Source organism: Kitasatospora sp. NPDC004745, from assembly GCF_042873275.1.
Taxonomy (GTDB): domain Bacteria; phylum Actinomycetota; class Actinomycetes; order Streptomycetales; family Streptomycetaceae; genus Kitasatospora.
Map to the genome: position 1 here is coordinate 34,641 of NZ_JBIALK010000040.1, position 26,472 is coordinate 61,112.

The 26,472-nt window shown below is 74.8% G+C and carries 23 protein-coding genes and 1 pseudogene; 17 read left to right on the plus strand and 7 right to left on the minus strand.

Going from position 1 to position 26,472, the window contains the following annotated elements; genetic code table 11:
- The first annotated feature begins 44 nt into the window (after window positions 1-44).
- The 3 genes from ACFYUY_RS37570 to ACFYUY_RS37580 all read left to right on the plus strand — a co-directional run bounded on the left by ACFYUY_RS37570 (window position 45) and on the right by ACFYUY_RS37580 (window position 2,691).
- Entirely contained in the window at window positions 45-725 is a 681-nt protein-coding gene (locus tag ACFYUY_RS37570; protein WP_360222768.1) for a TetR/AcrR family transcriptional regulator, read from the plus strand.
- Between the two features lie 75 nt (window positions 726-800).
- A complete protein-coding gene (locus tag ACFYUY_RS37575) occupies window positions 801-1,154 on the plus strand; it encodes a metalloregulator ArsR/SmtB family transcription factor (RefSeq protein ID WP_360222765.1) in 354 nt (117 codons plus the stop codon).
- A 151-nt stretch (window positions 1,155-1,305) separates the two neighbouring features.
- Window positions 1,306-2,691, plus strand: a complete 1,386-nt coding sequence (locus ACFYUY_RS37580) for an MFS transporter (protein ID WP_387907637.1) — start codon at window positions 1,306-1,308, stop codon at window positions 2,689-2,691.
- A 137-nt stretch (window positions 2,692-2,828) separates the two neighbouring features.
- Here ACFYUY_RS37580 and ACFYUY_RS37585 read toward each other — a convergent pair whose 3' ends face one another.
- Entirely contained in the window at window positions 2,829-3,479 is a 651-nt protein-coding gene (locus ACFYUY_RS37585; protein ID WP_387907639.1) for a TetR/AcrR family transcriptional regulator C-terminal domain-containing protein, read from the minus strand.
- 70 nt (window positions 3,480-3,549) lie between these two features.
- On the opposite strand from ACFYUY_RS37585, the gene ACFYUY_RS37590 reads away from it, so the two are divergent.
- Both ACFYUY_RS37590 and ACFYUY_RS37595 read left to right on the plus strand, forming a co-directional pair.
- Entirely contained in the window at window positions 3,550-4,989 is a 1,440-nt protein-coding gene (locus ACFYUY_RS37590) for an FAD-dependent monooxygenase (RefSeq protein WP_387907640.1), read from the plus strand.
- 168 nt (window positions 4,990-5,157) lie between these two features.
- Window positions 5,158-5,529, plus strand: a complete 372-nt coding sequence (locus tag ACFYUY_RS37595) for a hypothetical protein (protein WP_387907642.1) — start codon at window positions 5,158-5,160, stop codon at window positions 5,527-5,529.
- A gap of 75 nt (window positions 5,530-5,604) precedes the next feature.
- Here the strand turns inward: ACFYUY_RS37595 and ACFYUY_RS37600 are convergent, their stop codons facing one another.
- Window positions 5,605-6,363 (minus strand): DeoR/GlpR family DNA-binding transcription regulator, encoded by a 759-nt coding sequence (locus ACFYUY_RS37600; protein WP_360222751.1) that lies wholly within the window; start codon window positions 6,361-6,363, stop codon window positions 5,605-5,607.
- Between the two features lie 454 nt (window positions 6,364-6,817).
- Between ACFYUY_RS37600 and ACFYUY_RS37605 the strand changes: the two genes are divergently transcribed.
- The 10 genes from ACFYUY_RS37605 to ACFYUY_RS37650 all read left to right on the plus strand — a co-directional run bounded on the left by ACFYUY_RS37605 (window position 6,818) and on the right by ACFYUY_RS37650 (window position 19,861).
- A complete protein-coding gene (locus tag ACFYUY_RS37605) occupies window positions 6,818-8,074 on the plus strand; it encodes an extracellular solute-binding protein (RefSeq protein WP_387907645.1) in 1,257 nt (418 codons plus the stop codon).
- Between the two features lie 29 nt (window positions 8,075-8,103).
- Window positions 8,104-9,066, plus strand: coding sequence for a carbohydrate ABC transporter permease (locus ACFYUY_RS37610; RefSeq protein ID WP_387907647.1), 963 nt, complete (start codon window positions 8,104-8,106; stop codon window positions 9,064-9,066).
- Entirely contained in the window at window positions 9,063-9,926 is an 864-nt protein-coding gene (locus tag ACFYUY_RS37615; protein WP_360222745.1) for a carbohydrate ABC transporter permease, read from the plus strand. The genes ACFYUY_RS37610 and ACFYUY_RS37615 overlap by 4 nt, the downstream gene beginning before the upstream one ends.
- A 242-nt stretch (window positions 9,927-10,168) precedes the next feature.
- The gene (locus tag ACFYUY_RS37620) at window positions 10,169-12,652 is read left to right on the plus strand and encodes a GMC family oxidoreductase (RefSeq protein WP_387907649.1); all 2,484 of its coding nucleotides are present in this window, start codon (window positions 10,169-10,171) and stop codon (window positions 12,650-12,652) included.
- Entirely contained in the window at window positions 12,649-14,490 is a 1,842-nt protein-coding gene (locus tag ACFYUY_RS37625) for a hypothetical protein (RefSeq protein WP_387907652.1), read from the plus strand. The genes ACFYUY_RS37620 and ACFYUY_RS37625 overlap by 4 nt, the downstream gene beginning before the upstream one ends.
- Window positions 14,487-15,584: an esterase/lipase family protein gene (locus tag ACFYUY_RS37630; protein WP_387907654.1), complete on the plus strand. Its 1,098-nt coding sequence runs from the start codon at window positions 14,487-14,489 to the stop codon at window positions 15,582-15,584. The genes ACFYUY_RS37625 and ACFYUY_RS37630 overlap by 4 nt, the downstream gene beginning before the upstream one ends.
- A complete protein-coding gene (locus ACFYUY_RS37635; RefSeq protein ID WP_360222585.1) occupies window positions 15,581-16,510 on the plus strand; it encodes an acetoacetate decarboxylase family protein in 930 nt (309 codons plus the stop codon). The genes ACFYUY_RS37630 and ACFYUY_RS37635 overlap by 4 nt, the downstream gene beginning before the upstream one ends.
- A gap of 16 nt (window positions 16,511-16,526) precedes the next feature.
- A complete protein-coding gene (locus ACFYUY_RS37640; RefSeq protein WP_387907657.1) occupies window positions 16,527-16,982 on the plus strand; it encodes a hypothetical protein in 456 nt (151 codons plus the stop codon).
- On the plus strand, window positions 16,979-18,319 hold the full coding sequence (locus ACFYUY_RS37645; RefSeq protein ID WP_387907660.1) for a patatin-like phospholipase family protein: 1,341 nt from the start codon (window positions 16,979-16,981) through the stop codon (window positions 18,317-18,319). Before ACFYUY_RS37640 ends, ACFYUY_RS37645 begins: the two co-directional genes overlap by 4 nt.
- Window positions 18,320-18,766: 447 nt before the next feature.
- The gene (locus ACFYUY_RS37650) at window positions 18,767-19,861 is read left to right on the plus strand and encodes a transglycosylase family protein (RefSeq protein WP_387907662.1); all 1,095 of its coding nucleotides are present in this window, start codon (window positions 18,767-18,769) and stop codon (window positions 19,859-19,861) included.
- A 293-nt stretch (window positions 19,862-20,154) separates the two neighbouring features.
- On the opposite strand, the gene ACFYUY_RS37655 is transcribed toward ACFYUY_RS37650, so the two are convergent.
- From ACFYUY_RS37655 to ACFYUY_RS37675, 5 genes are all read right to left on the minus strand, one after another.
- The gene (locus ACFYUY_RS37655; RefSeq protein ID WP_387907664.1) at window positions 20,155-20,868 is read right to left on the minus strand and encodes a hypothetical protein; all 714 of its coding nucleotides are present in this window, start codon (window positions 20,866-20,868) and stop codon (window positions 20,155-20,157) included.
- A 281-nt stretch (window positions 20,869-21,149) separates the two neighbouring features.
- Window positions 21,150-21,986 carry a ketose-bisphosphate aldolase gene (locus ACFYUY_RS37660; protein WP_387907667.1) on the minus strand — a complete coding sequence of 279 codons (837 nt, stop codon included), beginning with the start codon at window positions 21,984-21,986 and terminating at the stop codon, window positions 21,150-21,152.
- Entirely contained in the window at window positions 21,974-22,942 is a 969-nt protein-coding gene (locus ACFYUY_RS37665) for a 1-phosphofructokinase family hexose kinase (protein ID WP_387907669.1), read from the minus strand. The genes ACFYUY_RS37660 and ACFYUY_RS37665 overlap by 13 nt, the downstream gene beginning before the upstream one ends.
- Window positions 22,939-23,859, minus strand: coding sequence for an ROK family protein (locus ACFYUY_RS37670; protein ID WP_360222606.1), 921 nt, complete (start codon window positions 23,857-23,859; stop codon window positions 22,939-22,941). Before ACFYUY_RS37670 ends, ACFYUY_RS37665 begins: the two co-directional genes overlap by 4 nt.
- Window positions 23,856-24,728 (minus strand): sugar isomerase, encoded by an 873-nt coding sequence (locus ACFYUY_RS37675; protein ID WP_360222609.1) that lies wholly within the window; start codon window positions 24,726-24,728, stop codon window positions 23,856-23,858. Before ACFYUY_RS37675 ends, ACFYUY_RS37670 begins: the two co-directional genes overlap by 4 nt.
- 256 nt (window positions 24,729-24,984) lie before the next feature.
- Here ACFYUY_RS37675 and ACFYUY_RS37680 point away from each other — a divergent pair, with 256 nt between their 5' ends.
- Entirely contained in the window at window positions 24,985-26,010 is a 1,026-nt protein-coding gene (locus tag ACFYUY_RS37680; protein ID WP_387907672.1) for an ArsR/SmtB family transcription factor, read from the plus strand.
- Between the two features lie 208 nt (window positions 26,011-26,218).
- Window positions 26,219-26,472 (plus strand): annotated as a pseudogene (locus ACFYUY_RS37685) (N-acetylglucosamine-6-phosphate deacetylase); the annotation flags it as partial.

A 26,472-nucleotide genomic window follows, 5' to 3' on the forward strand; every position in this document is an offset into this window, starting at 1 on the left:
CCGAACGAGCCGACACAGCCACACCGACGGAAAGGCGGCCGGCCATGGCGGAGACAGCGGCGAGCAAGGGCGACGCGGCCACCCCCCGCGAGCGCTACCGCTCCCAGGTCCGCACCGAGATCAAGGAGCGCGCCTGGGAGCAGATCGCGACCGCCGGGGCCTCCGCGCTCTCGCTGAACGCGATCGCCCGGCAGATGGGCATGAGCGGCCCCGCGCTGTACCGCTACTTCGCCGGTCGAGACGACCTGATCACCGAGCTCATCCGGGACGGCTACCGCAGCCTGGCCGACGCCTTCCGGGCCGCGGCCGACGGCGGCGCCGACCTCGCCGGACTGGCCGACACCCTGCGCCACTGGGCCCTGGCCGACCCGCAGCGCTACTTCCTGCTCTACGGCACGCCCGTCCCCGGCTACCACGCACCGCCGGACACCACCGCGATCACCGGCGAGATCATGGCCGTGATCCTGGACGCCTGCGCCGCCCTCCCGGCCGCGGCCCCGGACCCGGAGGACGGCCCCGGCGCCGGATTCGACGCCGACCTCGCGACCAACCGGGCCTGGGCCGGCGACCACCCCGCCCCGCCCCGGGCCCTGCGCCGCGCGCTCGGCTTCTGGACCCGGCTGCACGGCGCCCTCTCCCTCGAGCTCGCCGGGCACTTCACCGGCATGGGCTTCGACCCCGCACTGCTCTACGCCGCCGAACTGGACTCCCTGCGGTCCCGCTGAGCCGCGCTCGCTTCGACCGGCAACCGCCGGGCACGCGTGCGCACTGGTGCACGCGGCCGGGCCTACGATGGCCGGATGAGCAACGGCGAGGTTCCGGCAGCTGCACACCACTCGCACCAGCGCGGGGGCGAGCGCCTGGAGGTGGCCGCGTCCGTGCTGACGATGCTGGCCGACCGCACCCGGCTGGCACTGCTGGAGCGGCTCGGCCGGGGCGAGGCGGACGTCACCACCCTGACCGAGGCGACCGGCGCGGCCCGGCCGTCCGTCAGCCAGCACCTGGCCAAACTGCGCCTGGCCGGTCTGGTGACCACCCGCAAGGACGGCCGGCGGGTGGTCTACTCGCTGCGCCACGGCCACCTCCGCCGGCTCGTCGACGAGGCGCTCAACGTGGCCGACCACCAGATCGGCCACCTGCCGCCGCACGACTGACCGCCACCCCCGGCGGGGCGCGGACACCGCCAGAGGGGCGCGGACACCGGCCCGGGAGCCGTGGGCGGCCATCCGCACAACAGGTGCACAGGTACGCACGCATTGACTATGATGGTGCGGCACTCCCACCGACGAACCGGACGGGGCCGCCATGCTGTCCGTACTGCGCAACCGTGCGTACCGCCGCCTGTTCACCGCCCAGGTCGTCGCCCTGGTCGGCACCGGACTGGCCACCGTCGCCCTGTCGCTGCTGGCGTACGACCTCGCCGGGGCCGACGCCTCCGCCGTACTCGGCACCGCACTGGCGATCAAGATGGTCGCCTACGTCACGGTCGCCCCGGTCGCCGGCGCGCTCGCCGGCCGGATACCCCGGCGGGCCCTCCTGGCCGGGATGGACCTCACCCGGGCGGGCGTCGCGCTCGCCCTGCCGTTCGTCGACAGCGTGTGGCAGGTCTACCTGCTGATCCTCCTGCTGCAGGCCGCCTCCGCCGCGTTCACCCCGACCTTCCAGGCCACCATCCCGGACGTGCTGCCCGCCGAGCGGGACTTCACCCGGGCGCTGTCCATGTCCCGTCTCGCCTACGACCTGGAATCACTGTTCAGCCCGGCGCTCGCCGCGCTGCTACTCACCGCCGTCAGCTACGACTGGCTCTTCCTCGGCACGACGGCCGGCTTCCTCGCCTCCGCCGCGTTGGTCGTCTCCACCGTGCTGCCCAGGCCCGCGCCCGTCGAGCGGTCCGACGGCGGGCGCCCCGGCGACGGCCGCGCCAGGGTCCGGGCCGGCGGCCGGCTGTTCCGGGCCACCCCGCGGCTACGGGCCCTGCTCGCCCTCGACCTCGCGGTCGCCGCCGCGGGGGCGATCGTCTTCGTCGACACCGTCGTGGTGGTGCGCGACCACTTCCACCGCCCGGCTGGCGCCGTCTCGCTCGCCCTCGGCGCGTACGGCGCGGGCTCGATGCTCACCGCACTGCTGCTGCCCCGCCTGCTGGCCAAGGTCGGCGACCGGGCGGTGATGCTGCCCGCCGCGTTCGCCCTGCCCGCCGTCCTGGGCGCCGTCGGCGCGGTCACCGCCACCGGGCCCGGCGCCTGGTCGTGGGCGGCCCTGCTGGCGGCCTGGGCGCTGGTCGGCGCCGGCAGCTCGGCGGTCCTCACCCCCGGCGGCCGGCTCATCCGGCGCTCCGCGACCGACGCCGAGCTGCCCGCCGCCTTCGCCGCCCAGTTCTCGCTCTCGCACGGCTGCTGGCTGCTCACCTACCCGCTGGCCGGCTGGCTGGCGGCGGGCGCCGGCCTGCCCGCCACCGCCGTCACGCTCGGGCTGCTCGCGCTGGCCGGGGCGGTGGGCGCCGCCGCCCTGTGGCCGGCCCACGACCCGGACGCGCTCGACCACCTGCACACCGACCTGCCCGCCGGGCACCCCCACCTCGCCGACGCCCACCCCGCCCGCGCCGGCGGCTGGCAGCACGGCCACCACTACGTCATCGACCAGGACCACCGCAGCTGGCCCCGCCCCGGCCGCACCCGCGCCTCGCTCGGCTGAGCCGCGCCGGACCCGGGCCCACCGCCCCTTCCGGACGCCCCGTGGCCAGGGTCAGGTAGGCCCGGGGGCCAGGTAGGCCCGGGGGCCAGGCAGGCCCGGGGGCCAGGCAGGCCCGGGGGCCAGGCAGGACCGGGGGGTCAGGCGCGGCCGGTGCGCCAGGTGTCGATGCCGACCAGGATCGCCTCCAGGCCCTGGGCGTACCCCTCGTCGAAGTCGCCGAACATCACCAGGCCCGCCGCGGCGGCGAGCGGGTGGGCGGCGAGGCGTTCGGCGCGGGCTTCCAGGTCGTACCCGGCCTCGCCGACGAAGGGGTTGGGGCCCATCGCCTGCTGCTCGACGGTGTAGCCGATCGTGTAGCTGTAGCCGGTGTACCAGGCGCGGGCGGCCGCGGTCAGGGTGAAGCCGGCGTCGACGAGCAGGCGCAGCCCGGCGTCCAGCCCGGCGGCGTACGAGGTGTCCGTGAACCGGGCGCCGCTGTAGACCCGGGCGCCGTCGCGGTAGCGGAGCAGCTGCGCGCGCAGCCCGTGCATGGCGGCGCGGTAGGCCTCGCGCCAGTCCCCGGCGGGCGGCTCCCCGGCGGAGTTCATCCGCCGCATCATCTCGGTCGCCATCTCGTCGAGCAGCGCCTGCTTGTCCTTGAAGTGCCAGTACAGCGCGGGCGCCTTGACGTCCAGTTCGGCGGCGATGGCGCGCAGGGTGAGCCCGTCCAGGCCCACCTCGTCGAGGAGTCTCAGCGCGGTGTCGGCGACCAGTTTCCGGTCGAGCCTGGGGGACTTCTGCGGGGTCACGGTTGACAGTTTAACGCCGTTAAGTGGATGCTTCCGCCACCAACCCACTTAACAACGTTAAGGAGTGGCCATGGCCTCCTCGGAGACGGCTGTGCACACGGACGTCCTGATCGTCGGCGCCGGCCCCACCGGCCTCGCCCTCGCCGTCGACCTCGCCCGGCGCGGCGTGGACGCCCTGCTCGTCGAGCGCGGCACCGCGCTCTTCCCCGGCTCCCGCGGCAAGGGGCTCCAGCCGCGCACGCTGGAGGTGCTGGACGACCTCGGCGTCCTGGCGGAGGTCCGCGCGGCGTCCGGGCACTACCCGCCGAACCAGTTCTGGCAGGACGGCGAGCGCCAGGGCTCGCGCCGGATGTACGACCCGACCGAACCCTCGGAGGCCGCGCCGTACACCGAGACGCTGATGCTGCCGCAGGCGCGCACCCAGCGGATCCTGCACGACCGGCTCCGCGAACTGGGCGGCGGCGTGGAGTTCGGGCACGAGCTGGTCGGCCTGACCCAGGACGCGGACGGCGTCACCGCCGAGTTCGCGGCCGCCGGCCCCGTCCGGGCGCGCTACGCCGTCGCCGCCGACGGCGGGCGCTCGACCGTCCGGCGGCTGCTCGGCATCGGGATGACCGGCGAGACCGTCGACCCGGATCCGCTCCTGGTCGCCGACGTGCTGCTCACCGGGCTGGACCGCGAGCACTGGCACGTCTTCCCCGCCGACGAGGGCTCCGGCGAGGGCCTGCTGGCCGCCTGCCCGCTGCCCGGCGCGGAGCCGCTGTTCCAGCTCGTCGCGCAGTTCCGGGCGGGCACCGCCGTCGACCCGTCCCTGGAGGGCCTGCGCCGGGTGGTCGCCACCCGCACGCACCTGACCCCCGACCAGGTCCTGGAGGTCCGGTGGGCCTCGGAGTTCCGGCCGCGGGCCGCGCTGGCGGACCGCTTCCGCGCGGGCCGGGTGTTCCTGGCCGGCGACGCCGCCCACGTGCACTCCCCGGCCGGCGCCCAGGGCCTCAACACCAGCATCCAGGACGCCTACAACCTGGGCTGGAAGCTGGGCGCGGTCCTCGCGGGCGACGCCCCGCCGGCCCTGCTCGACAGCTACCAGGAGGAGCGCCGCGCCAACGCCGCCGACATGCTGGAGCTGTCGACGAAGGTGCACCGCGGCGAGGTCCGCCGGGGCCGGGCGACCCAGCAACTCGGCCTCGGCTACCGGGAGTCGACGCTCAGCACGGAGACCCGGCGCGACCTTCCCGAGGGCGCCCTGCGGGCCGGCGACCGCGCTCCGGACGGGATCCGCGGCGGCACCAGGCTCTTCGACGCCTTCCGCGGGCCGCACTGGACCCTGCTGGTCGTCGGCACCGGGGCCGCGACTCCGGAGGCCGCCTGCCCGGTCGTCCGCATCCCGGCCTACGAGGCCTACGGCACCGGACTCTTCCTCGTCCGCCCGGACGGCTACCTCGGCTGGGCCGGAGCGACGGCGGACGGCCTCGCGGCGTACGCGGCCCGGGTCGGGGCGCCCGTCGGCTGACGGCGGCCCGCCGGAGGAGCGCCCGGGCCGGCGGCTCTCCGGGGCGCGTGCGGGTGCCGGATAGGATGAGGCATGAAATCGAACATCAGCCGCCCCAGGGCGACTTGGGGCAGATCGCGGCCGGACCTCCTGGCGTCGCTGCTGGGTGCCGCAGCCGCCGGATGGACCGTGGTCGCACTGACCGTGCACACCGGCGGCCCGGCCGCACTCGACCCCGACGGCGCGACCGACGCCGCCCTGGCCCGGACGGGCGCCGTCGCGATGGCCGTGCTCGCCGCGGTGGCGGCCCTGCTCTGGCGGCGCCACCAGGTCACCGTCGGCCGCCCGGGCGGCACCGGCGGCTGGCGACGGGCGGCCGTCGCCGCCTCCGTCGTGCACCTGGTGCCCGTCCTGGCGGTCATCGCACTCGCCCCGTGGAGCTGGAAGGCGCCACTGATCGCCTTCGCCTGCGCGGTGATCACCTGCGGTGTCCAGGAGGCCGCCTCCGCGGCGGCGCCGGCCGGCGGCCGGGCCGTCCGGCCCGTGCCGACCTCCGCCTGACGCGTCCGGGCTCCGCGCCCCGCGACGGCTCCCACCGGGTCCCGTCGTGGGGCACGCGCGTGTCGAGCCCCGGTGTCAGGCCAGGTGGAGGCGGACGCCGGAGTCCGTGAACGCCTTCCCCTGCGCCGCCGGCAGCCCGTCGTCCGTCACCAGGTCGTGGACCTCGGAGAGCGGGCAGATCGAGGCGAAGGTGACCCGGCCGACCTTGGTGCTGTCGGCCACGATCACCGACCGCGCGCTGCTGCGCAGGAACGCGCGGTCGGTCTGGGCCTCCATCTCGTCGTGCGTGGTGCAGCCCTCCTGCGGGGTCAGGCCGTCCACGCCGATGAAGGCGATGTCCAGGTGGTACTGCGCCAGCATCCGGTCCGCCGCCGGGCCGACCAGCTCGTAGCTCGCCGACCGCGCCAGCCCGCCGATGACCACCAGGCGGGTCTCCGGGCGGACGATCAGTTCGGCGGCGATGTTGACGGCGTTGGTGACGACCGTCAGACCGCCCCGCTCGGCCAGCACCCGGGCCAGCTCCGTGGTGGTCGTCCCGCCGCTGAGGCCCACCACCGCGCCCTCGGGGACGAGTTCGGCGGCCGCCCGGGCGATCCGCCGCTTCTCCTCCTGCTGCTTCTCGCTGCGGTGGCGCAGCGGCAGTTCGAGGTTGACGGCCCCGGTCACCGCGCCGCCGCGGGTGCGGTGCAGCAGCCCCTGCTCGTGCAGCTCCTGGAGGTCGCGGCGGACCGTCGCGCCGGAGACCCCGAGCAGCTCGGAGAGCGCGTGCACGTCCGCGCTCCCCACCTCACCGATGTGGGACAGGATCCGGGCCGCGCGATCAGCTTTGAGCATGACCGGAGTGTAGCTCTCGGGCCCGACAGGGCACTCCACCAGAGCGGATTCCCGCGTCAGCCCGGAGCGGGACCCGGGCCGGGCTGCGCAGAACTGACTCAAATGGCATGCACCGATCAATATTGAGCAGGATCACCGCCACCCCGAATGGCGACGCACCCTCCTTCTTCGCTGCTCAAACTTGCACTGATTCCGCCCACAGCTCAGCGGTTGAGCAAGAACGCGCAAGGGCCAACGGGCTGCCCTCCGTCATGGTCGAGCCGTGTCCACACTGCAACACTTCGGTAACGCGGGTGGCCCGTCGGGCCGTCAGAGATGCACACTCTCCTTCACCCGATGCTCAATCATGACTCGACCCAGCCCCGAGTAATCATCTTCGTGCATGCTTCCCGCTTGCACGACCTCGCCGGGCCTGGAACAACCCGGGACGGCCTCACGCGCAAAGGCGGAATCCATGAAGCGGCGTCTTCTCACCCTGTCGGCGGCCACGGCCAGCGCGGCACTCGCGCTGTCCGCGTGCGGGAGCGGCTCCGACGGCTCCACCTCGGCCGACGGCGTCACCACGATCAGGTTCGTCGCCGCCGACTACGGCTCCAACGGCCAGAACCCCGGCCAGGAGTACTGGCAGGGCGTCATCTCCGCCTTCCAGCAGCAGAACCCGAAGATCCGGGTCGACCTCCAGGTGATCAACTGGAACGACATCGACACCCAGGTCAAGACCATGGTGCAGAACGGCAACCAGCCCGACGTCCTGCAGACCGGCGGGTACGCCGACTTCGCCAAGAACGGACAGCTCTACCCCGCCACGGACGTCCTCTCCCCCGACACCGCCCAGGACTTCATCCCCGCGATGACCAAGGCCGGCACCCAGGAGGGCACCCAGTACGGCATCCCGTTCGTCTCCAGCGCCCGGATGTTCCTGATCAACAACGCCCTCTTCCGCAAGGCCGGCCTCGACCCGGCCAAACCGCCCACCACCTGGGACGAGGTCACCACCGCCGCCACCGCGCTCAAGGCCGCGGGCGTCGAGGTCCCGCTCGGCCTGCCGCTGGGCCGGGAGGAGGCCCAGGGCGAGTCCTTCATCTGGATGCTGGAGAACAAGGGCGGCTACCAGGACGCCGGCGGCGCCTACACCATCAACTCCCCCGCCAACGTGGAGACCTTCGGCCGGCTGAAGAGCTGGGTCGACGCGGGCCTGACCGAGCAGAGCCCCGCCTCCGTCAACCGCACCGACCTCACCAAGGACTTCGCCTCCGGCAAGGTCGGGATGATGAACGGCTTCCCCGGCCAGCTCGCGGACGTCAAGGCGATGGACGTCAGCTGGGCGGCGATGCCCAGCAAGGACGGCGCCACCAAGTCCACCCTCGGCGTCGGCGACTGGGTGATGGCCTTCAAGAAGCGCGGACACAAGGACCAGGTCAAGGCCTTCCTCGACTTCGCCTACCGCCAGGAGAACACGGTGCGGTTCGCCAAGGAGTACAACCTGCTGCCGGTCACCCGTTCCGCGCTCACCGCCATGCAGGCCGACCCGGACGGCAAGCCGCTCCAGCCCTTCCTGCAGATCCTGCCGACCGCCACCTTCTACCCGCTGAGCGACCCGACGTGGCCCGGCGTCTCCGCCCAGGTCAAGGTCCAGATCGGCAGCGCCCTCAAGGACCCGAAGAAGGCCCTGGACGCGCTCCAGCAGGCCGCCGAACAAGCCGGGCAGTAGCCGGGCGACGAGCCGAGGGAACCGACACCGTGTCCTCACCCGCCGTCGACGGCACCCGCACCGCCGGCCCCGACCGGCCCGACCGCACCGGTCGGCCGGCCCCGCCGGCCCGGCGCCGCCCCGCACTGCCGCGCCTCGGGCCGCTGCCCTGGATCGGCCCCGCCGTCCTGCTGATCCTCGTCGTGGTCGTCTGGCCGGTCGTCGAGATGGTGCGCACCTCGCTGCGCCGCATCGACACCTCCGGCACCGACCACGGCCCGGCCGGACTGGTCAAGTACCGCAAGCTGTTCGCCGATCCGCGACTTCCCGACGTCCTGCTCTGGACGGCCGTCTGGACGGTCGTCGTGGTCGGCCTGACCATGCTGCTCTCGCTCGGCCTGGCCCAGCTGTTCAACCAGCGCTTCCCGGGCCGGCGGATCACCCGCTGGGTGCTGATCGCGCCCTGGGCCGCCTCGGTGCTGATGACCGCGATCGGCTTCCGCTGGATGCTCGACCAGGTCGCCGGCGTGCTCAACCGCCTGCTGCTCGACCTCGGACTGATCGACCACGCCCGCGCCTGGACCGGCGACGCCGCCCAGGCCAAGCCCTGGCTGGTCCTCGTCGCGGTCTTCGTCTCGCTGCCGTTCACCACCTACACCCTGCTGGCCGGCCTGCAGACCGTCCCGAACGAGGTGTACGAGGCGGCCCGGGTCGACGGCGCCTCGCCCTGGCAGACGTACCGCAAGGTCACCCTGCCGTTGCTGCGCCCGGCCTTCCTCGTCGCCCTCGTGGTCAACCTGATCAACGTGTTCAACTCCTTCCCGGTGATCTGGGGCATGACCCAGGGCGGCCCCAACACCGACACCGCGACCACCACGGTGTTCATGTACATGCTGCGCGGCTACGACGTGGCCGAGTCGGCGGCGATGTCCGTCGTCAACTTCGCCGCCGTCGTCGTGCTGGTCCTGCTCTTCCTCAGGACCAGCGGCTGGAACCAGGAGGAGAACCGATGACCGCCCGCCCCCGGACCCCCGCCCGCCCGGCACCGGGCGGGCGCCGACCGCGCGCCCGGACCGTCCTGCTCACCGCCACCGCCTGGGCGCTGGCGGCGCTCTTCCTGCTGCCCTACGTCGACATGGCGGTCACCGCCGGACGACCGGCCGACCAGCTGCGCGACAACGGCTACCTGCCCACCCGCTTCGACTTCTCCTCCTTCACCAGCGTGTGGACGGACACCACCCTCGGCGCCAACCTGCGCACCACCCTGCTGGTCGCCGGCGGTTCCACCCTGCTCGTCCTGCTGGTCGCGCTGCCCGCCGCCTACCACACCGCCCGGGTCCGCTTCCGCGGCCGCCGGGCCTTCCTCCTGCTGGTGCTGGTCACCCAGATGTTCCAGCCCGCCGCGCTCCAGGTCGGCCTCTACCGCGAGTTCCACGCGCTCGGGATGCTGGACACCGTCTGGGTGCTGGTCCTCGCCAACGCCGCGTTCAACCTGGCCTTCGCGATCTGGATCCTCGGCGCCTACATCGGCTCCATCCCGGTCGAGCTGGAGGAGGCCGCGATGATCGACGGCACCGGCCGGATCGGCGCCCTCTTCCGGGTCACCCTCCCGCTCGCGCTGCCGGGCGTCGTCACCGCCGTCATCTTCACCTTCATCGCCGCCTGGAACGAGTTCGTGATGGGCCTGACCCTCACCAACACCCCCGAGCGCCAGCCGCTCACCGTCGGGATCAACAACATGATCGGCGCCTACAGCGTGCAGTGGAACCAGGTGTTCGCGGCCTCGCTGGTGGCGATCGTGCCGGTGGTGGTCCTCTTCGCCGTCATCGAACGCCACGTCGTCTCCGGGCTGACGGCCGGCTCCGTCAAGTAGCCGCCCGACGTCGGGCGAAGGGGGACACCCGTCCACCCCCGCCCGCAAGCCGGACTGCGCCGTCCGGATGACACCGGTGCCACGCGGGCGCATGGTGGAGAAGAGGGGCGGCACCCGTGCGGGGCACCGGTCCCGGTGCCCGCGCCCGCCGCCCGGCCCGACGACCCGACACACACCTGAAGAGTCGGCCCGCCACCACGGCAGTGGCGGACGCCCCTGAGGTCCGGCGAAGGGGAACGCCGATGACGAACCGACGAGCGAACGAGCACGCCCCGGTGGGCGGCGGCCCGCCCGCCGACGAGTACGCCGACGTGGTGGTGGTCGGCTCCGGCTTCGGCGGCTCGGTGGCCGCCTACCGGCTGGCCGAGGCCGGCCGGTCCGTCGTCGTCCTGGAACGGGGCAAGCCGTACCCGCCCAACGCCTTCGCCCGCTCGCCCGCCGCGATGGCCCGCAACTTCTGGGACCCGAGCGAGGGCATGCAGGGCCTCTTCGACGTCTGGTCCTTCCGCGGGCTCGAAGGGGTGGTCTCCAGCGGCCTGGGCGGCGGCTCGCTGATCTACGCCAACGTCCTGCTGCGCAAGGACGAGAAGTGGTTCGTCCACGAGTCCCCGCTGCCCGGCGGCGGCTACGAGAACTGGCCGATCAGCCGGGCCGACCTCGACCCGCACTACGACCGGGTCGAACGGATGCTCGGCGCGACACGGTACCCGTACCCCGACACACCGAAGACGGTCGCGCTGCGGGAGGCCGCCGACCGGCTCGGCCTGCCGGTGGAACGGCCGCCGCTCGCCGTCACCTTCGCGCCCCGCCCCGGCGGTCCGCCCGTCCCCGGGGCCCCCGTGCCGGAGCCGGAGTACGGCAACCTGCACGGCTTACCCCGCAGCACCTGCCGGCTCTGCGGCGAGTGCGACCTCGGCTGCAACTTCGGCGCCAAGAACACCCTGGACCACACCTACCTGTCGGCCGCCCGGCACCACGGCGCCGACCTCCGCACCCGCTGCGAGGTCCGCGGCTTCGCCCCGCTCCCCGGCGGCGGCCACGAAGTCCGCTACGTGGTGCACGACCCCGCCCGCGAGGGGCACCGCACCGACACCGACCGGCTGCCGGTGCGACGGATCGCCTGCGAGCGCCTGGTGCTCGCGGCCGGCACCTTCGGCTCCAGCTACCTGCTGCTGCGCAACCGCGCCGCCCTGCCCGGTATCAGCCCCGCCCTGGGCACCCGGTTCAGCGGCAACGGCGACCTGCTCGGGCTGGTCCTCAAGGCCACCGGCGGCGCGGCCGGGCAGGGCGCCCGCCGGCTGGACGCCAGCACCGGGCCCGTCATCACGACCGCGGTCCGGGTCGGCGACGAACTCGACGGGGACGGCTCCCCGGGCCGCGGCCACTACGTCGAGGACGCCGGCTACCCGGAGTTCGTCGGCTGGCTCGCCGAGGAGGCCCAGCTGCCGGGCGAGGTGCTGCGGACGCTCGGATTCGGTCTGGAACGCCTGCGCTCCCGGTTCGGGCACAGCCGGCAGAGCCACCTCGGCCGGCAGCTCTCACTGCTGCTCGGCTCGGGCGCGTTCTCCGGCTCCGCGCTGCCGCTGCTCGGCATGGGCCGCGACGTCCCCGACGGCCGGATGAGCCTGGAAGGCGGCTACCTGGAGGTCGACTGGACGGTGCAGACCTCGCTCCGCTACTTCGAGGGCGTCCGGTCCACGATGCGGGAGCTCGCCGAGGCGCTCGGCGGCGAGTTCGCCGACAACCCGCTCTGGTGGACCCACCGGGTGATCACCGTGCACCCGCTGGGCGGCGCCCCGATGGGCCGCCACCCGGGCGAGGGCGTCTGCGACGCCCACGGCGAGGTGTTCGGCGTCCCCGGGATGTACGTCCTCGACGGCTCGGCGCTGCCGGGGCCGGTGGGCGCGAACCCCTCGCTGACGATCGCCGCGTTCGCCGACCGCGCCTGCGACCACCTCCTCGCCGAACGCGCCGCGCCCCGTGCCGCGGCCACCGCCCCGGCCCCGGCCCCGACTGCCGTCGCTGTTCCTGCTGCTGCCGCCGCACCGGCTCCGAACCCGGCGCCGCCCCCGACCCCGGTGCCGTCCGTCGACGGCGGCCGCGGGCCGACCAGCCTGTCCTTCACCGAGGAGATGAAGGGCCACGTCGCGCTCGGCGTCACCGACCCCGGCCAGGGCCGGGCCCTCGGCCGGGCGCAGCACCGGCAGCTGATGTTCCACCTCACCATCACGGCGCACGACGTGGACCGCTTCGTCGCCGACCCGGCCCACCCCGGCACCGCCGTCGGCTACGTCGACTGCGACACCCTCGGCGGCCGGCTGCCCGTCGAACGCGGCTGGTTCAACCTCTTCACCCGCACCGCCGACCCCCGCCGGCGGCTGATGCTCTACCGGCTGCACCTGCGCGACCCCGGCGGCAACCCGCTGACCCTGGTCGGCCACAAGGACGTCCACGACGACCGCGGCCTCGACCTCTGGCACGACACCTCCACGCTCTACTACCGGGTGCTCGCCGGCCACGTGCCCCCCGGCGGCGACGAGGACGTACGGGTGCTCGGTGCGGGCGTCGTCAGCATCCCGGTCCGCGCCTTCGTCCACCAGCTGACCACCTTCCGCACCGAGGGCCCGCACCCCGCACTCGCGCTGGAGCGGTTCGGCCGGCTGTTCCTCGGCCAGCTGTGGGCCGTCTACGGCCCGCGCCTGGCCCGGGCCAGGGAGCCGGCATGAGGACCCGCGAACTGCGCGCGCACGCCGAGGAGATCGGCTTCACCCCGCAGGAGCAGACCCGCTGGCTGGCACCGCGCCAGCTCGCCCGCACGGCCGTCAAGGTCGTCCTGGCCACCGTCTTCGCCGACTACGCGGACAAACGGGAGATCCAGGGCGCGCTCTCCGCCAGGATGCTGCGCGCCCCGCTGCACCGGCCCGACGCGCAGGAACTCTGGTTCGACTTCGTCGCCGACCTCGGCGACGGCTTCGACGCCACCGGCTCCGTCGCCTGGGCCCTGGCCGCGCCCTCGCTCACCCTCCCCGGCCCCGCAGCGACCGAGCTGCCCCGGGGCGCCCTGCTCGTCCTCGGCGGCGACGAGGTCTACCCGACCGCCTCGGCCCGGGACTACGAGGACAAGACGAAGGGCCCCTACCGGGCCGCCCTCCCCACCGCCGACGACGAACCCCTCATGGTCGCCCTGCCCGGCAACCACGACTGGTACGACGGCCTCACCGCGTTCCTGCGCGTCTTCGCCCAGCAGCGCCCCATCGGCGGCTGGCGGACCCGGCAGACCCGCAGCTACTTCGTGGTGCAGCTGCCCCGGCGCTGGTGGCTGGTCGGCCTGGACAGCCAGCTCGGCGAGTACTTCGACGACCCCCAGCTGCGCTACTTCGAGACCCACCTGTCGGCCAACCTCCAACCCGGGGACGGCGTCATCGTCTGCTCCGCCGAGCCCACCTGGGTGAAGAGCGCCGACAAGGACGTCGACGCCTTCAACGCCCTGCACTGGTTCGACCGCAACTACGTCCGCACCCGGCTCGACCCGCAGACCGGCGAACGCACCCCGACCGACGCCGCCATCCGCCTGTGGCTGACCGGCGACCGGCACCACTACGCCCGCTACGCCGAACGGCTCCCCGACGAACCGGCCGGCACCGGCGACCTGCCCGCCGACCCGCGGCGCCGCCAGCTGGTGACCTGCGGCCTGGGCGGTGCCTACCTCGCGGCGACCCACCGACTGCCGGCCGCGCTGCCGCTGCCGCCCGCCGGCTCCCGCCTGCGGGAGAAGGACGACCCGCCGCCGGTCTTCGACCGCGCCCGCACCACCCACCCCGACGCCGCCGACTCCCGCCGGATCTCCCGGGGCCTCGCCCGCCCCTGGTCCCGGACCTGGCTGCCGCGCCGCAACCCCGGTTTCGCCGAACTCACCGCGGGCGTGCACGCCGTGCTGTTCCTGCTGACGAGCTTCCTGTTCGCGCTGGCGGAGGGCGTGCTGCGGCCCGTGGACGCCGTGCGCACGGCCGACGCCGGGGACCTCGGCGGCTTCGTCGGCGGCCTGTGCGGCGCGGTCGCGGTCCTGTTCGCGTTCCGCTGGGCCTACCGGCTGGTCCGGCCGCACGTCCGCGCCACGCCCTCCACCGGACTGGTCGCCGTCCTGGTGCAGGTCGCCGTCGCGCTCGTGGTCCTCGCCCTGTGCGTCGCCGTACCGTTCCCCGCCGACTGGTCCGGCTGGGCCGTGCTGGTCTCCTGCCTGGTGCTGGCCGGCCTGGTGGGCGGCGCCCTCGGCTCCGAGGTCTTCGCCCTCTGGGTGCTGTCGGCCCGCCACGGCGCCGCCGCCGAATGGCAGATGTCCGGCCAGTCCGTCGAGGAGTACAAGGGGTTCCTGCGCCTGCACCTCGCACCGGACGGCGACCTCACCCTCTACCCGCTGACGCTCGACCGCATCTGCCGCGACTGGCGGCTGCAGGACGACCCGTCGCTCGGCAGGCGGCCGGTGCCCGCCCGGCCGCCGACCGTACGGCTGATCGAGGAACCCGTCGTGGTCGCGCGCACCGCCGGGAAGGCCGGGACACCATGACCACCACCTCCACCGGGGCCACCCGTTCCGCGGCGACCGGGCCGCACACGCCCAGCAGGCCGACCACCCGCCGCGACCACGTCACCGAGGTGCGGCCGCTGACCGCGCTCGACGGCCGGCCGCTCAGCCTGGTCCGCGTCCACGGCCGCCACCCGCCCACCCGGGGGCCCGTCCTGGTCGCCCACGGCGCCGGGGTGCGCGCCGAGCTGTTCCGCCCGCCGCTGCCGCGCACCTTCGTCGACGCCCTGATCGACGAGGGCTGGGACGTCTGGCTGTTCAACTGGCGCGCCTCCATCGACCTCCCCCCGACGCCCTGGACGCTCGACCAGGCGGCCGCCCACGACCACCCCGCAGCCGTCGCCCACGTGCTCGCGGCCACCGGCGCGGACCGGCTCAAGGCCGTCGTGCACTGCCAGGGCTCGACCTCGTTCATGATGGCGCTGGCCGCCGGGCTGCTGCCCGAGGTCGACACCGTGGTCAGCAACGCCGTGTCGCTGCACCCCGTCGTCCCCGGCCTCTCCACCTTCAAGATCGCCCGCCTGGCACCGCTCATCGCCCACGCCCTGCCGGCCATCTCCCCCCGCTGGGGCGACCGGCCGGACGGCGTGCTCTCCCGCCTGCTGGTCACCTTCGTGCGCGCCACCCACCCGGAGTGCCGCAACACCGTCTGCCGGATGGTCAGCTTCACCTACGGCACCGGCTGGCCCGCCCTGTGGTCCCACGCCAACCTCGACGAGGCCACCCACGACTGGATCCGCGGCGAGTTCGCCGACGTCCCGATGACCTTCTTCGCCCAGATGAACCGGTGCATCCGGGCCGGCCACCTGGTGTCCGTCGACCGCACCACCGGCCTGCCGCGCTCCTCCGTCGACCGCCCGCCCAGGACCGACGCCCGGATCGTGCTGCTCGCCGGCGAACAGAACCGCTGCTTCCTCCCCGAGAGCCAGCAGCGCACCTTCGACTTCCTGCAACGCCACCGGCCCGGCCGGGACAGCCTGCACCTGCTCCCCGGCTACGGCCACCTCGACGTCTTCCTCGGCCGCCGCGCGGCCACCGACACCTACCCGCTCATCCTCAAGGAGCTGGCGACATGAAGCCGGTCCTGCCCCTCGCCCGGCTGGGGCTGTCGCTCGTGCCCTCGCCCTACCCGCGCCGGCAGCGGCGGCTCGCCGGGCGCAACGCACTCGTCGACGGCATCCCCTTCGAGATGCCCGTCAACTCGGCGGACACCCCCTGCATGATGGCCGCGTTCACCGTCGACCGCGCGGCCGCCGCCCGGCTGCTCCCCGGCGGCGAACTGCACCCGGTGGCCCTCCCCGGCCGGCGCGGGCTGCTCGTCGTCACCGTGGTCGACTACGTGCGCACCGACATCGGCCGCTACATCGAGTACTCCATCGCACTCGCCTGCACCCACGGCAGCCGGCCCGCACCGCCGCTGCTCCCCGGGCTCCTGCAGGGCGTCTTCGGCACCGGGCAGTACGTCCTGGACCTGCCGGTCAGCAGCGAGATCTCGGTCAAGGGCGGCAAGGGCATCTGGGGGATGCCCAAGCACCAGGCCAACCTCGACTTCAAGGTCACCGACGCCACCGTGTCCAGCGAGTACCAGGTCGACGGGCGGCTGGGCACCTTCCTCTCGATCGACCGCCCGCCGGCCACCGCCCTGCCGCTGCGCGTCAAGGCCGCCAACTACTGCGCCTTCCGCGGCATGCTGATGAAGTCGTTCGTCTACTTCGAGGGCGAGGCCGACCTCGCGTTCGGCCGGCGCGCCCGGGCCCGCCTCCTGATCGGCGACGCCCCGCAGGTCGCCGCGCTGCACACCCTCGGCATCGCCCCCGACCCGCTGTTCACCTGCTACCTGCCGACCACCCGCGGCGTGCTCGACGACCACTTCGAGTGCTGGTTCCTCACCAGCGAGGCCGCCGGCCGCAGCTACGGCGAGCCGCTGGGCAGCGTCGTCGGCCTCGGCCTCTCCCAGCAGTGGCTGGACCCGCCGGGCATCGACGTCGGCGCACGGCCCTGAGGGCGGAGGCACCGTCGTGAGCCTGCTGCCGAGCCGGGTCACCGGGGATCCGCTGCGGCTCGTGCTGGTGCTGATCGGCGCGGTGACGGTGCTCACCGGGCTGTGCCAACTCGTGGCACCCGGGCCCCTGCTGGACGTGCTCTCGGCGGAGTCGACGCCGACCACCCGGCACCTCTTCGGCACCGTCGGGATGTTCATGGTCGTCATCGGCGGACTGGTCGTGCAGGGGCTGCTGTCCCCCTCGCCGCCGTCCTACCTGCCGCTGTGGGTGGGGCTGCAGAAGTTCGCCGCCTCCGTACTGGTGGGCGTCGCCGTCGCCCGGGACCTCTTCGGACCGCTGGCCCTGCTCGTCGCCGCCTTCGACTTCGCGACGGCCGTGCTGTGCGCGGTGATGTGGCGGCGGCCGGCCCGCCGGGACACGACGCCGGCCACCACCGGGCAGCGGCCGGCCGCGACCGGGGAGCGGCCGTGAGACGCGCCCTGGTCCTGGCCGGCGGCGGGATGCGGGTCGCCTGGCAGACCGGTGTCGTCCGGGCCCTGCACGAGTACGGCCTGGGCTTCGACCACGTCGACGGCACCTCCGGCGGGATCATGACCACCGGCATGCTGCTGTCCGGTCAGGACCCGGCCGAGATGGCCCGGCGGTGGTCCGCCCTCGACGTCCACGACTTCAACGCGGCCCTGCCGCTGGGCGACTACCTCCGCGGCCCCTGGTCCCTGCCCGCCCTCGGCAGCGCCGACGGGGTGCGGCACAAGGTCCTCCCCGCGCTCGGCATCGACGTCGACGCCGTGCGCGCCGCACCCCTGGAGGGCACCTTCAACCTCGTCGACTTCACCACCAAGGCCTGCGTCGCGGTGCCGCACACCGAGATCGACCTGGACCTGATGACGGCGGGCATGTCGCTGCCGCTGTTCATGCCGCCGCTGCGCCGCGACGGGCACGTCTGGACCGACGCGGTGTGGGTCAAGGACGCCAACCTCGGCGAGGCGCTGCGCCGCGGGGCCGAGGAGGTCTGGCTGGTCTGGTGCATCGGCAACTCCCGGTACTGGGGCGACGGCCCGCTGGAACAGTACGTCCACATGATCGAGATGAGCGCGAACGGTGGCCTGTTCGCCGAACTGGCCGCCGCGGAACGGCCGTTCGTCCTGCACGTGGTCAAGCCCGCACACCCGCTGCCGCTCGACCCGGAGTTCTTCACCGGCCGGATCACCGCCGACACCCTGATCGACACGGGCTACCGCGACGCCTGGGACTACCTCGACACCGCCCGGCCCACGGGTGTCGCCAAGGACCCGACCTGCACGGTGATGCGGGACGCCCCCCGCGGCGTGCGGGTCCGCGAACGGCTGCGCGGCACCGTTGGCGGCGCCGACCTCGCGCTCGACCTCGTCGTCGAACTCCCGCTCCCCGCCGACGGCGAGCCCTCGCCCGGCGCCCGGCTGGTCGGCCACGTCGACCACCCGCCCTGGGGCGGCAGGCTCCCGCTCGCCGGCGGCCGCGTCGTGGCCGACCCCACCGGGCTCGACTACCTGGCCAGGGCCCGGCCCGCCGGCGACTGGGTCGACGTGCGGGTGCACCGCGACCTCACCGGCGACCGCGCCCTCGACCTCTTCTCCGAGGCCCGCACGGTCACCTTCCGGGCGGCGGACGGCAGCACCGGCGAGCTCCACCTCGGCCTCGCCGACGCGGCCCGCTCCCTGGCCTCCGTCGAGCCGTTCGGCGCCCACGGCCTCCTCGGCCACGCCGACGCCCTCACCGAACTCGCCCGCCCCGGCCTGCGCCGCACCCTGACACCCCCACCGGCCTGACCGGGCCGCGGGCGACGCAGCGCGCCGCCCGACGGTGCACCCGCTCCCCCCGCATCCTCCCCCGGCGCCCCCACGGGCGCCGGATTCGTGCTGCCCGGCGGGGCACGTCCACCGGCTCGGGCCTGCCCGTTCCGCCCGGACGTCCGGCTTCCCCGTCGCGCCCTGACCGGAACCGTCCTGGGCCGCTTGCGTCCAGCTGACGGGCCTTCCGCTCCCTCTCCGCAGCGACGAAGCTGGTGATCGCCGCCGGGAAGCAACGGCCCGGGCAGCAGGGCGGGACGCGTCATCGTGGGACGCGACCCACCGTCACCCTGCCTGTGGGCTCCGCCCCGCCGGCACCCCCTGACCGTTCGGACGGGCCGCTCCGCGGCCCTGCTCCGCCCTGTCGTCGGGGGCCGGCACGCACCATCACCCTCCCTGCCCCGCTCTGACAGGAGTCCATCAGCCATGCCCCGCTTCACCAGCGCCCTCGCCCGCACCGCCGGCCCGCTCGCCCTCGCCGTCGCCTGCCTCGCCGGCGTCGCCCCGCAGTCCGCGCAGGCCGCCTCGATAGCCACCTGGGACAAGGTCGCGGACTGCGAGAGCAGCGGGAACTGGAGCATCAACACCGGCAACGGGTACTACGGCGGCCTGCAGTTCAACCTGAGCACCTGGAAGGGCTACGGCGGCGGCCAGTACGCGGCCTACCCGCACCAGGCCACCAAGCAGCAGCAGATCCTGATCGCCGAGAAGGTCCTCGCCGTGCAGGGCCAGGGCGCCTGGCCGGTCTGCGGCCCCAAGGCCCGCCTCGCGGCCGACCGCGCCAACCCCTACCCGGACGGCTCCGGGCCGGTGACCCCGCCGCAGCCGGAGAGCAAGACGCTGACCTGGTACCTGTCGGACAGCGCGTCCTCCACCACCGCCACCCGCGCGTCGTTCGCGTTCGGCAGCACCCCGCTCGTCCCGCTGGCCGGTGACTTCGACGGGAACGGCACCGACACCCAGGCCGCCTACGACCCCACCACCTCGACGTTCTACCTCGCCAACTCGGGCAGCGCCGCCGAGGCCACGCTGACCTTCGGCAACCCCGGCAACCGGCCGGTCCTCGGCCGCTGGGACGGCACCACCTCCCAGATCGGCGTCTACATGCCCGACAGCGGAAAGTTCTACCTCCGCAACAGCGACGGCAGCGTCAACTCCTTCGCCTTCGGCAACGGTGGCGACTGGCGGCCGGTCTCGGGCGACTGGGACGGCAACGGCACCGTCACCGTCGGCCTCTACGACCCGGCCACCAGCACCTTCTACCTGCGCAACAGCAACACCGCGGGCGGCGCCGACCAGACCATCACCTTCGGCAACCCCAACAGCATCCCCCTCGCCGGCGACTGGGACCACACCGGCCACACCAACATCGGCGTCTACATGCCCGACAACCACACCTTCTACCTCCGCCACGACGACGGCACCGTCACCGCCACCTCGTACGGCGACTCCGGCGACACCCCGATCACCGGCGACTGGAACGGCGACGGCTACGCCACCCAGGGCATCGTCCACACCTGATGAACCGGTCGGCGCCGCCCCCTCAGCGCGGGGGTGCGGGGCCGAACCGCGCAGATCCCCGGCAGCGCCGGTCACCCGCAACGGTGGCCGGCGCTCCGGCGTGCCTGCGGCGCCCGCCCAGCAGTGCGGTGGCGGGCCGTTGTCCGGCCACGCACGCGCGGGCCCCCGGGCGGGTTCGCCCGGGGGCCTGCGCGGCCCGGCCGGCGGGCGGGCTCGGGAGGGCGCCGCGTACGGGGGAGGCGCGGCGCCCTCGCGGTGGAACAGGTCACCCGGCACCGGGTGCCGATCGTGCGTCAGGCGCGGGCGAGGACCCAGGCGCCGAGGCCACTGCAGCCGGAGGCCGAGTAGGTGGTGGAGCGGAAGCCGGGCGGCACGGGCGAACCGGGGCAGGTCCAGATGCCGACCCGGGCGATGTTGTGGCGCCAGGCGCCGACGCCGTTGCAGCCGTTGATGATGCGGTCGGTGATCACGTAGCCGGCGACCACCGGGGAGCCGCCGCAGGTCCAGATGCCGTCCTTGGCGAGGTTGTGCCGCCACGAGCCGATGCCGTTGCAGCCGTTGTTGACGTGGTCGGTGATCACGTAGCCCGTCACGACGGGCGAGCCCGAGCAGGTCCAGATGCCGTCCTTGGCCAGGTTGTGCCGCCAGGAACCGATGCCGTTGCAGCCCGCCTGCTGGTGGTCGGTGATCACGTAACCGGTGACGACGGGCGAGCCCGAGCAGGTGTAGAGGCCGTCGGCGGCGGGCTGCTGGTACCAGGAGCCCGCGCCCTGACAGCCCGTCCGGTCGTAGCCGGTGATGACCCACCCGGCCGGCACCGGCGCCCCCGAGCAGGACCACTGGCCCGGGCCGCCCCAGCCGGCCGGCTTGGCCGCGGCGGAGGACATGCCCCCGACGGTGCCCCCGAGGACGACGGCGGCTATCAGGGCGAGGGCGGCGCCGGTGGCGCCGACGCCCCGGCGGACGACCGCGGCCGTCAGCCGGGTCACCAGGTGGCGGATGTTCATGGACGACTCACTCCTGTCGGGTCGGTGGGCATGCGGAAAGACGTCCCGGCCGCGGGTCCGCGGCGGCGGAACGTGGGCCACCCTACGCGGAGGAGATGTGGAAGTACCGTGCGGATCAGATGAACACGGCCGATGACGAACCTTTGTCCGGAACCGGTCATGACGCCGCGTCAGCACATTGACGCCGGGGCTTCCGGAGCACTATGGCGGCCGGAGCGGGCCGGGCCGAGCGGTCCGGTCGGGCCGGGCGTCGGCCGGGCGTCGGCCGGGCGTCGGCCGGGTCAGGCCGCCCGGAGCACCCCCAGCAGCCGGGCCACCTCGGCGGCCACCGAGGCCCGGCCGGCACCCAGGTAGCGGCGGGTGTCCACCAGCTCCCGGTGCTCGTCCAGACAGGCCCGGACGGCCGCGGTGAACGCCTTGTTGAGGTGGGTGGCGATGTTGACCTTGGTCATCCCGCGTTCGACTGCGGCGGCCAGGTGGTCGTCGGCCACACCGGAGGAGCCGTGCAGGACCAAGGGCACCGGGACGGCCCGCTCCAGGGCGGCCACCAGCTCCAGGTCGAGGACGGCGTCCCGGGTCAGCATCGCGTGCGAGCTGCCGACCGCGACGGCCAGCGCGTCCACCCCGGTGCTCGCCACGAAGGCGGCCGCCTCGCCCGGGTCGGTCCGGGCCCCGGCGGCGTGCACGCCGTCCTTGCCGCCGACCTCGCCGAGCTCGGCCTCGACCCAGACGCCCCGCTCGTGGCACCGGGCGGCCACCTCGGCGGTCGCCCGGACGTTGGCCTCGTAGTCCAGCGCGGAGGCGTCGAACATGACCGAGGTGAAGCCGAGTTCGACGCCCTCCCGGACCAGCTCGGCCGAGGTCACGTGGTCGAGGTGGACCGCGACCGGGACGGCCGCAGCCCGGGCCACCGCGAGGGTGGCCCGGCCGATCGGCGCCAGCGCCCCGTGGTAGCGCACGGCGTTCTCGCTGATCTGCAGGATCACCGGCGCCCCGGCCCGCTCCGCGCCCGCGACGATCGCCTCGGCGTGTTCCAGCTGGATGACGTTGAAGGCCCCGACACCGTGCCGGCGGCGGGCGGCCGGCTCGACGATCGAGCCCGTGGCTACGAGGGGCATGGGTCTCCTTGTGGGGCGGCGGGGCGGGCGGGGCTGCCGGGGTACACCGGCCGCACCCGCACCCGGGGCAGCAGCTGCCGGTGCTCGACCGGGTCGAAGCTGCCGGCGAGCGGGGCGAGGACGGTGGCGGCGGACAGCGCGACCGCCTCGGCGAGCCGCACGGGCCAGGGGGTGCCGGCGACCAGGCCGGCGGTGAGCGCGGCGACGGCGGAGTCCCCGGCTCCGGTCGGGTTGCCGCGGACCGGCTCGGGCGGCCGGGCGCGCCAGTCGCCGTCGGGGGTGCTGGCCAGCAGCCCGCCGGGGCCGAGCGAGACGACCACGGCCCTGGCGCCGGCCGCACGCAGCCGCCGGGCGCCGGTGAGCGGGTCCACCGGCCCTGTCGTGGCGGCCAGTTCGGCCTGGTTGGGCTTGACCAGGGCGGGGCCGGCCGCCAGTGCGGCCCGCAGCGCGGCGCCCTCGGCGTCGAGCACGGCCGGCACGCCGGCCTGCGCGGCGAGGGCGACGAGCCTGCCGTACGCGTCCGGGGGCACGCCCGCCGGCAGCGATCCGGCGAGCACCACCGCCCGGGCCGACCGCAGCAACCGCCGGTACCGGGCGGTGAAGTGGGACCACTCGGCCCCGCTGACGGTCGGCCCGGGCTCCAGGTAGACGGTCGCGTCGCCGAGTTCCTCCTCGACCACCGTGACGGTGCGCCGGGTCGTGCCGTCGATCGGCACGAACTCGTCACGCAGGCCGGCGGTGGCGAGGTCGGCGCGCAGGGCCTCGCCGGTCGCGCCGCCGGCCAGTCCGGTGACGGCGGTGTCGTGGCCGAGCGCGGCGAGCACCCGGGCGACGTTCACCCCCTTGCCCCCGGCCCGTTCGGCGGGGGCGGTGACCCGGTTGCTGCCGTGCCGGGCCACCCGGTCGAGCCGGTAGGTGACGTCGACGGCCGCGTTCAGCGTGACGGTGAGGATCACCGGTCGCCTCCCGGGGCGAGGGCGCGGGCCAGCAGCGCGGCCCCGAGGCTGCCGGCGCGGGGGCCGAGTTCGGCCCGGACCAGCCGGGGCCGCGGGCGGAAGGGCAGCCGCTCGGCGAGCGCCGGGCGCAACGGGCCGAGGAGGTCCTCACCGGCCCGGGCCAGGCCGCCGCCGATGACGATCCGTTCGGGGTCGAGCAGCGCGGTGGCCGCGGCCAGTCCGTCGGCGAGCGCGTGCACGGCCTCGCTCCAGACGCGCACGGCCGTCGGCTCGCCGTCGGCGGCGCGCCGGTGCACCTGGGCGGCAGTGGTGCCGGGCCGCCCGGTGGCGCGGCCGTAGCGGCGGGCGATGGCGGCGGCGGAGGCGACGGTCTCCAGGCAGCCGCGGCCGCCGCAGGCACAGCGCTCGCCGCCGGGCCGGACGATGAGGTGGCCGAGTTCGCCGGCGGCGCCCAGGGCGCCGGTCAGTGGGCGGCCCCGGTCCACGACGGCGGCGGCGATGCCGGTGCCGACGGGGACGAAGAGGAAGCAGGGGCTGCCGCGGCCCGCACCGAGCCGGGCCTCGGCGAGGCCGCCGGCACGGACGTCGTGGCCGAACGCGACCGGCAGGCCGAGGTGTTCGGCCAGCCGGGGGCGGATCGGGACGTCGTGCCAGTCCAGGTTGACGGCGCGGACGACCGTCCCGGCGGCCTCGTCGAGCAGACCGGGGACGACGATGCCGGCAGCGCGGGGCTCCGACCCGGCCCGGCGGGCCAGGTCGGCGAGTTCGGCGGCGCGGCCGAGGACGGTGTCGAGGACGGCGGCCGGGCCGCGTTCGGGCCGGGTCGGCCAGCGTTCGGCCTGCAGCAGGGTGCCGTCCTCGGCGACGACGGCGCCCTTCAGCTCGGTGCCGCCGACGTCCAGGGCGATGACGGTCACGGCCGGGCGAGGATGATCGAGCGGGTCAGGTTGCGCGGCCGGTCGGGGTCGAGGCCGCGGGCCTCGGCCAGGGCGACGGCCAGTCGTTGGGCGCGGACCAGCTCAGCCATCGGGTCCAGGCCGGAGGCCACCACGGTGGCGCCGGTGGCGCGGACCTGGTCGAGCAGGCCGGCGGGCGGCTCGCCGAGGAACCAGACGACGCGGCCGGGGGCGCTGATGCTGACCGGGCCGTGCCGGTACTCCATCGCCGGGTAGGACTCCGTCCAGCTGCCGGAGGCCTCGCGGAGTTTGAGCGCCGCCTCGTTGGCCAGGCCGACCGTCCACCCGGTGCCGAGGAAGGTGAACTGCTCGGCGGCCAGGGCGGCTTCGGGCAGTGTGGCGTGGGCGGCCCGGCGGGCCTGGTCGGGCAGGTCGGCCGGGGCGAGGCCGAGGTGGCCACGCAGCAGCGCCAGGCCGGTGGTGGCGAAGCGGGTCTGCACGACGGACCGCTCGTCGGCGAAGGAGAGGTCCACGACGGTGTCGGCGGCGCTGGCGACGGGCGTGTCGAGGTCGCCGGTGATCGCGGTGGTGGCGGTGCCCGAGGCCCGCCGCAGGGCGTCGATCACCTCGGTCGTGGTGCCGGAGCGGGTGATCGCGACCACCCGGTCGTAGCGGCGTGTACCGGGGAACGCGGAGGCGGCGAAGGCGTCGGTCTCGCCGAGGCCGGCGTCCTCGCGCAGGGCGGCGTAGGCCTGCGCGATGTAGAGGGAGGTGCCGCAGCCGAGGACGGCGACGCGCTCGCCCGGTTCGGGGAGGCCGGTGGGCTGCGCTTCCAGCGCCCGGGACCAGCAGGCGGCTTGGCTGGCGATCTCCGCGGCGACGTGGGACATGGAACCTCCTGCACAATCCTGCATGTAAATGCTTGAAGATGAGCAAAAGATAGACCAGACACTCATGATTGAACAGTGGGCGCCGGAGGGCGCGGGAGGCACCGGACGGCGCGAAGCCTCCGGGGGCCGCCGATTGCCCCGAGCGGGTGACGGGCCCGCCCCGCGGATGGTTCGATCGACTCCCATCGACTCCTGTCGACTCCGAAGCCCAGCGCCGCACGGCCCCGGACGGCCGCGGCCCGACCCGGGGGGTGCCGTGCTCCACCTCGACCTGGACCGCGCCGTGCTCGCGAACACCCGGTTCGCGATCTCGCCGCTGGCGAACGCACTGGGGGTGCTCTGGCTGCTGCGCGGAGACGCACGAGCGGGCCGGGCACGACCCGCCGGAGACGCACGGGCGGGCGGCTGGCGCGGGCTGGTCCGCGAGACCGTGCGCGAGCGCCGACTCGTGCTGCTGGACGCCCTGTTCACCGACGCCGGGGACTACGTGCCGGACTTCCTCACCCCGCAGCCCGAGGCGCCGGAGGCCTCGGTGCAGGACGAGCTGCACGCGGTAGCCACCACCGGCTCGGCCCGGCTGCGCTGGGAGCTCGACGTCATGACCCGCGGGATCGACGCGGAGCGCCTGACCGGCCGGGCCACCGTCCCGGTGCCGCTGCGCGACGCGCTGGAGCGGGGCGAACAGGAGTTCGCGGAGCGGGCGGCCGCGGAACTCCAGGTGCTGTGGGACACCGCCCTGGCCCCGCACTGGTCGGCGCTGCGCGCCCGCCTGGAGACCGACATCACCCACCGGGCTCGGACGGCGGCCTTCGACGGCCTCTCCGGGATGCTCTCGACCCTGCACCCGCGGGTCTCCCTGGCCGACGGCCGACTGCACCTGATCACCCGCCTCCAGGGCCGGATCCCCGACACCACCGGGCTGGTCCTGACGCCCTCGGCGTTCGCCACCGACCTGCGCCTGGTCATCGACTCCGTGCCGGCCCCCGCGACCCGGCTGCCGATGTTCGCCTACCCGGCCCGGTCCGGACCCGGCCCCGGCGGCGGGAGCCCGGTGCGCGACCTGCTCGGGGTCACCAGGGCGCGGCTGCTGACGGACCTGCGGACCGCCCGCACCACCGCGGAGCTCGGCGAGCGGCACTTCCTCGCCGCCAGCACCGTCTCGTACCACCTCGGCATCCTGCACCGCACCGGCCTGATCACCCGCACCCGCACCGGGCAGCGGGTCCTGTACGAGCAGACTCCCCGCGCCGCGGACCTGCTGACGGGCACCGCCCCGTGCTGAAGTCCCGCTCTCCGTCGGCCTCCACCGCGCTCCCCGGCGCCCGCAGGGCTCCTCAGCGCCCCTCGGCGGCTCCGGGCCACCCCGTCGGGGCGGGGCTGCAGTTGCTCACACCTGCCTACACTTGCCACGTTTCGAGCAGCTTCGATCATCTCTCCGCGGTGCCCGTCACGGCCCGGGAGGTGGTCGCACCCCCGGAGGTGAACACCGCGTGAGAACCACCGACCACACTCCCTCCCGCATCGCTCTGGCCGGCGCCCGGCTGGTCCTGCCCGGCGGCGTCGTCGAGGGCGGCCGACTCACCGTCGAGGGCACCGCCATCGCCGGCCTCGGCGGCGAGCCCGAGCCCGGCGACCTCGACCTCACCGGACACACCCTCGTCCCCGGCTTCGTCGACCTGCACGTCCACGGCGGCGGCGGCGCCTCCTACGCCTCCGGCATCGCCGAGGAGGCCCTGCACGCCGC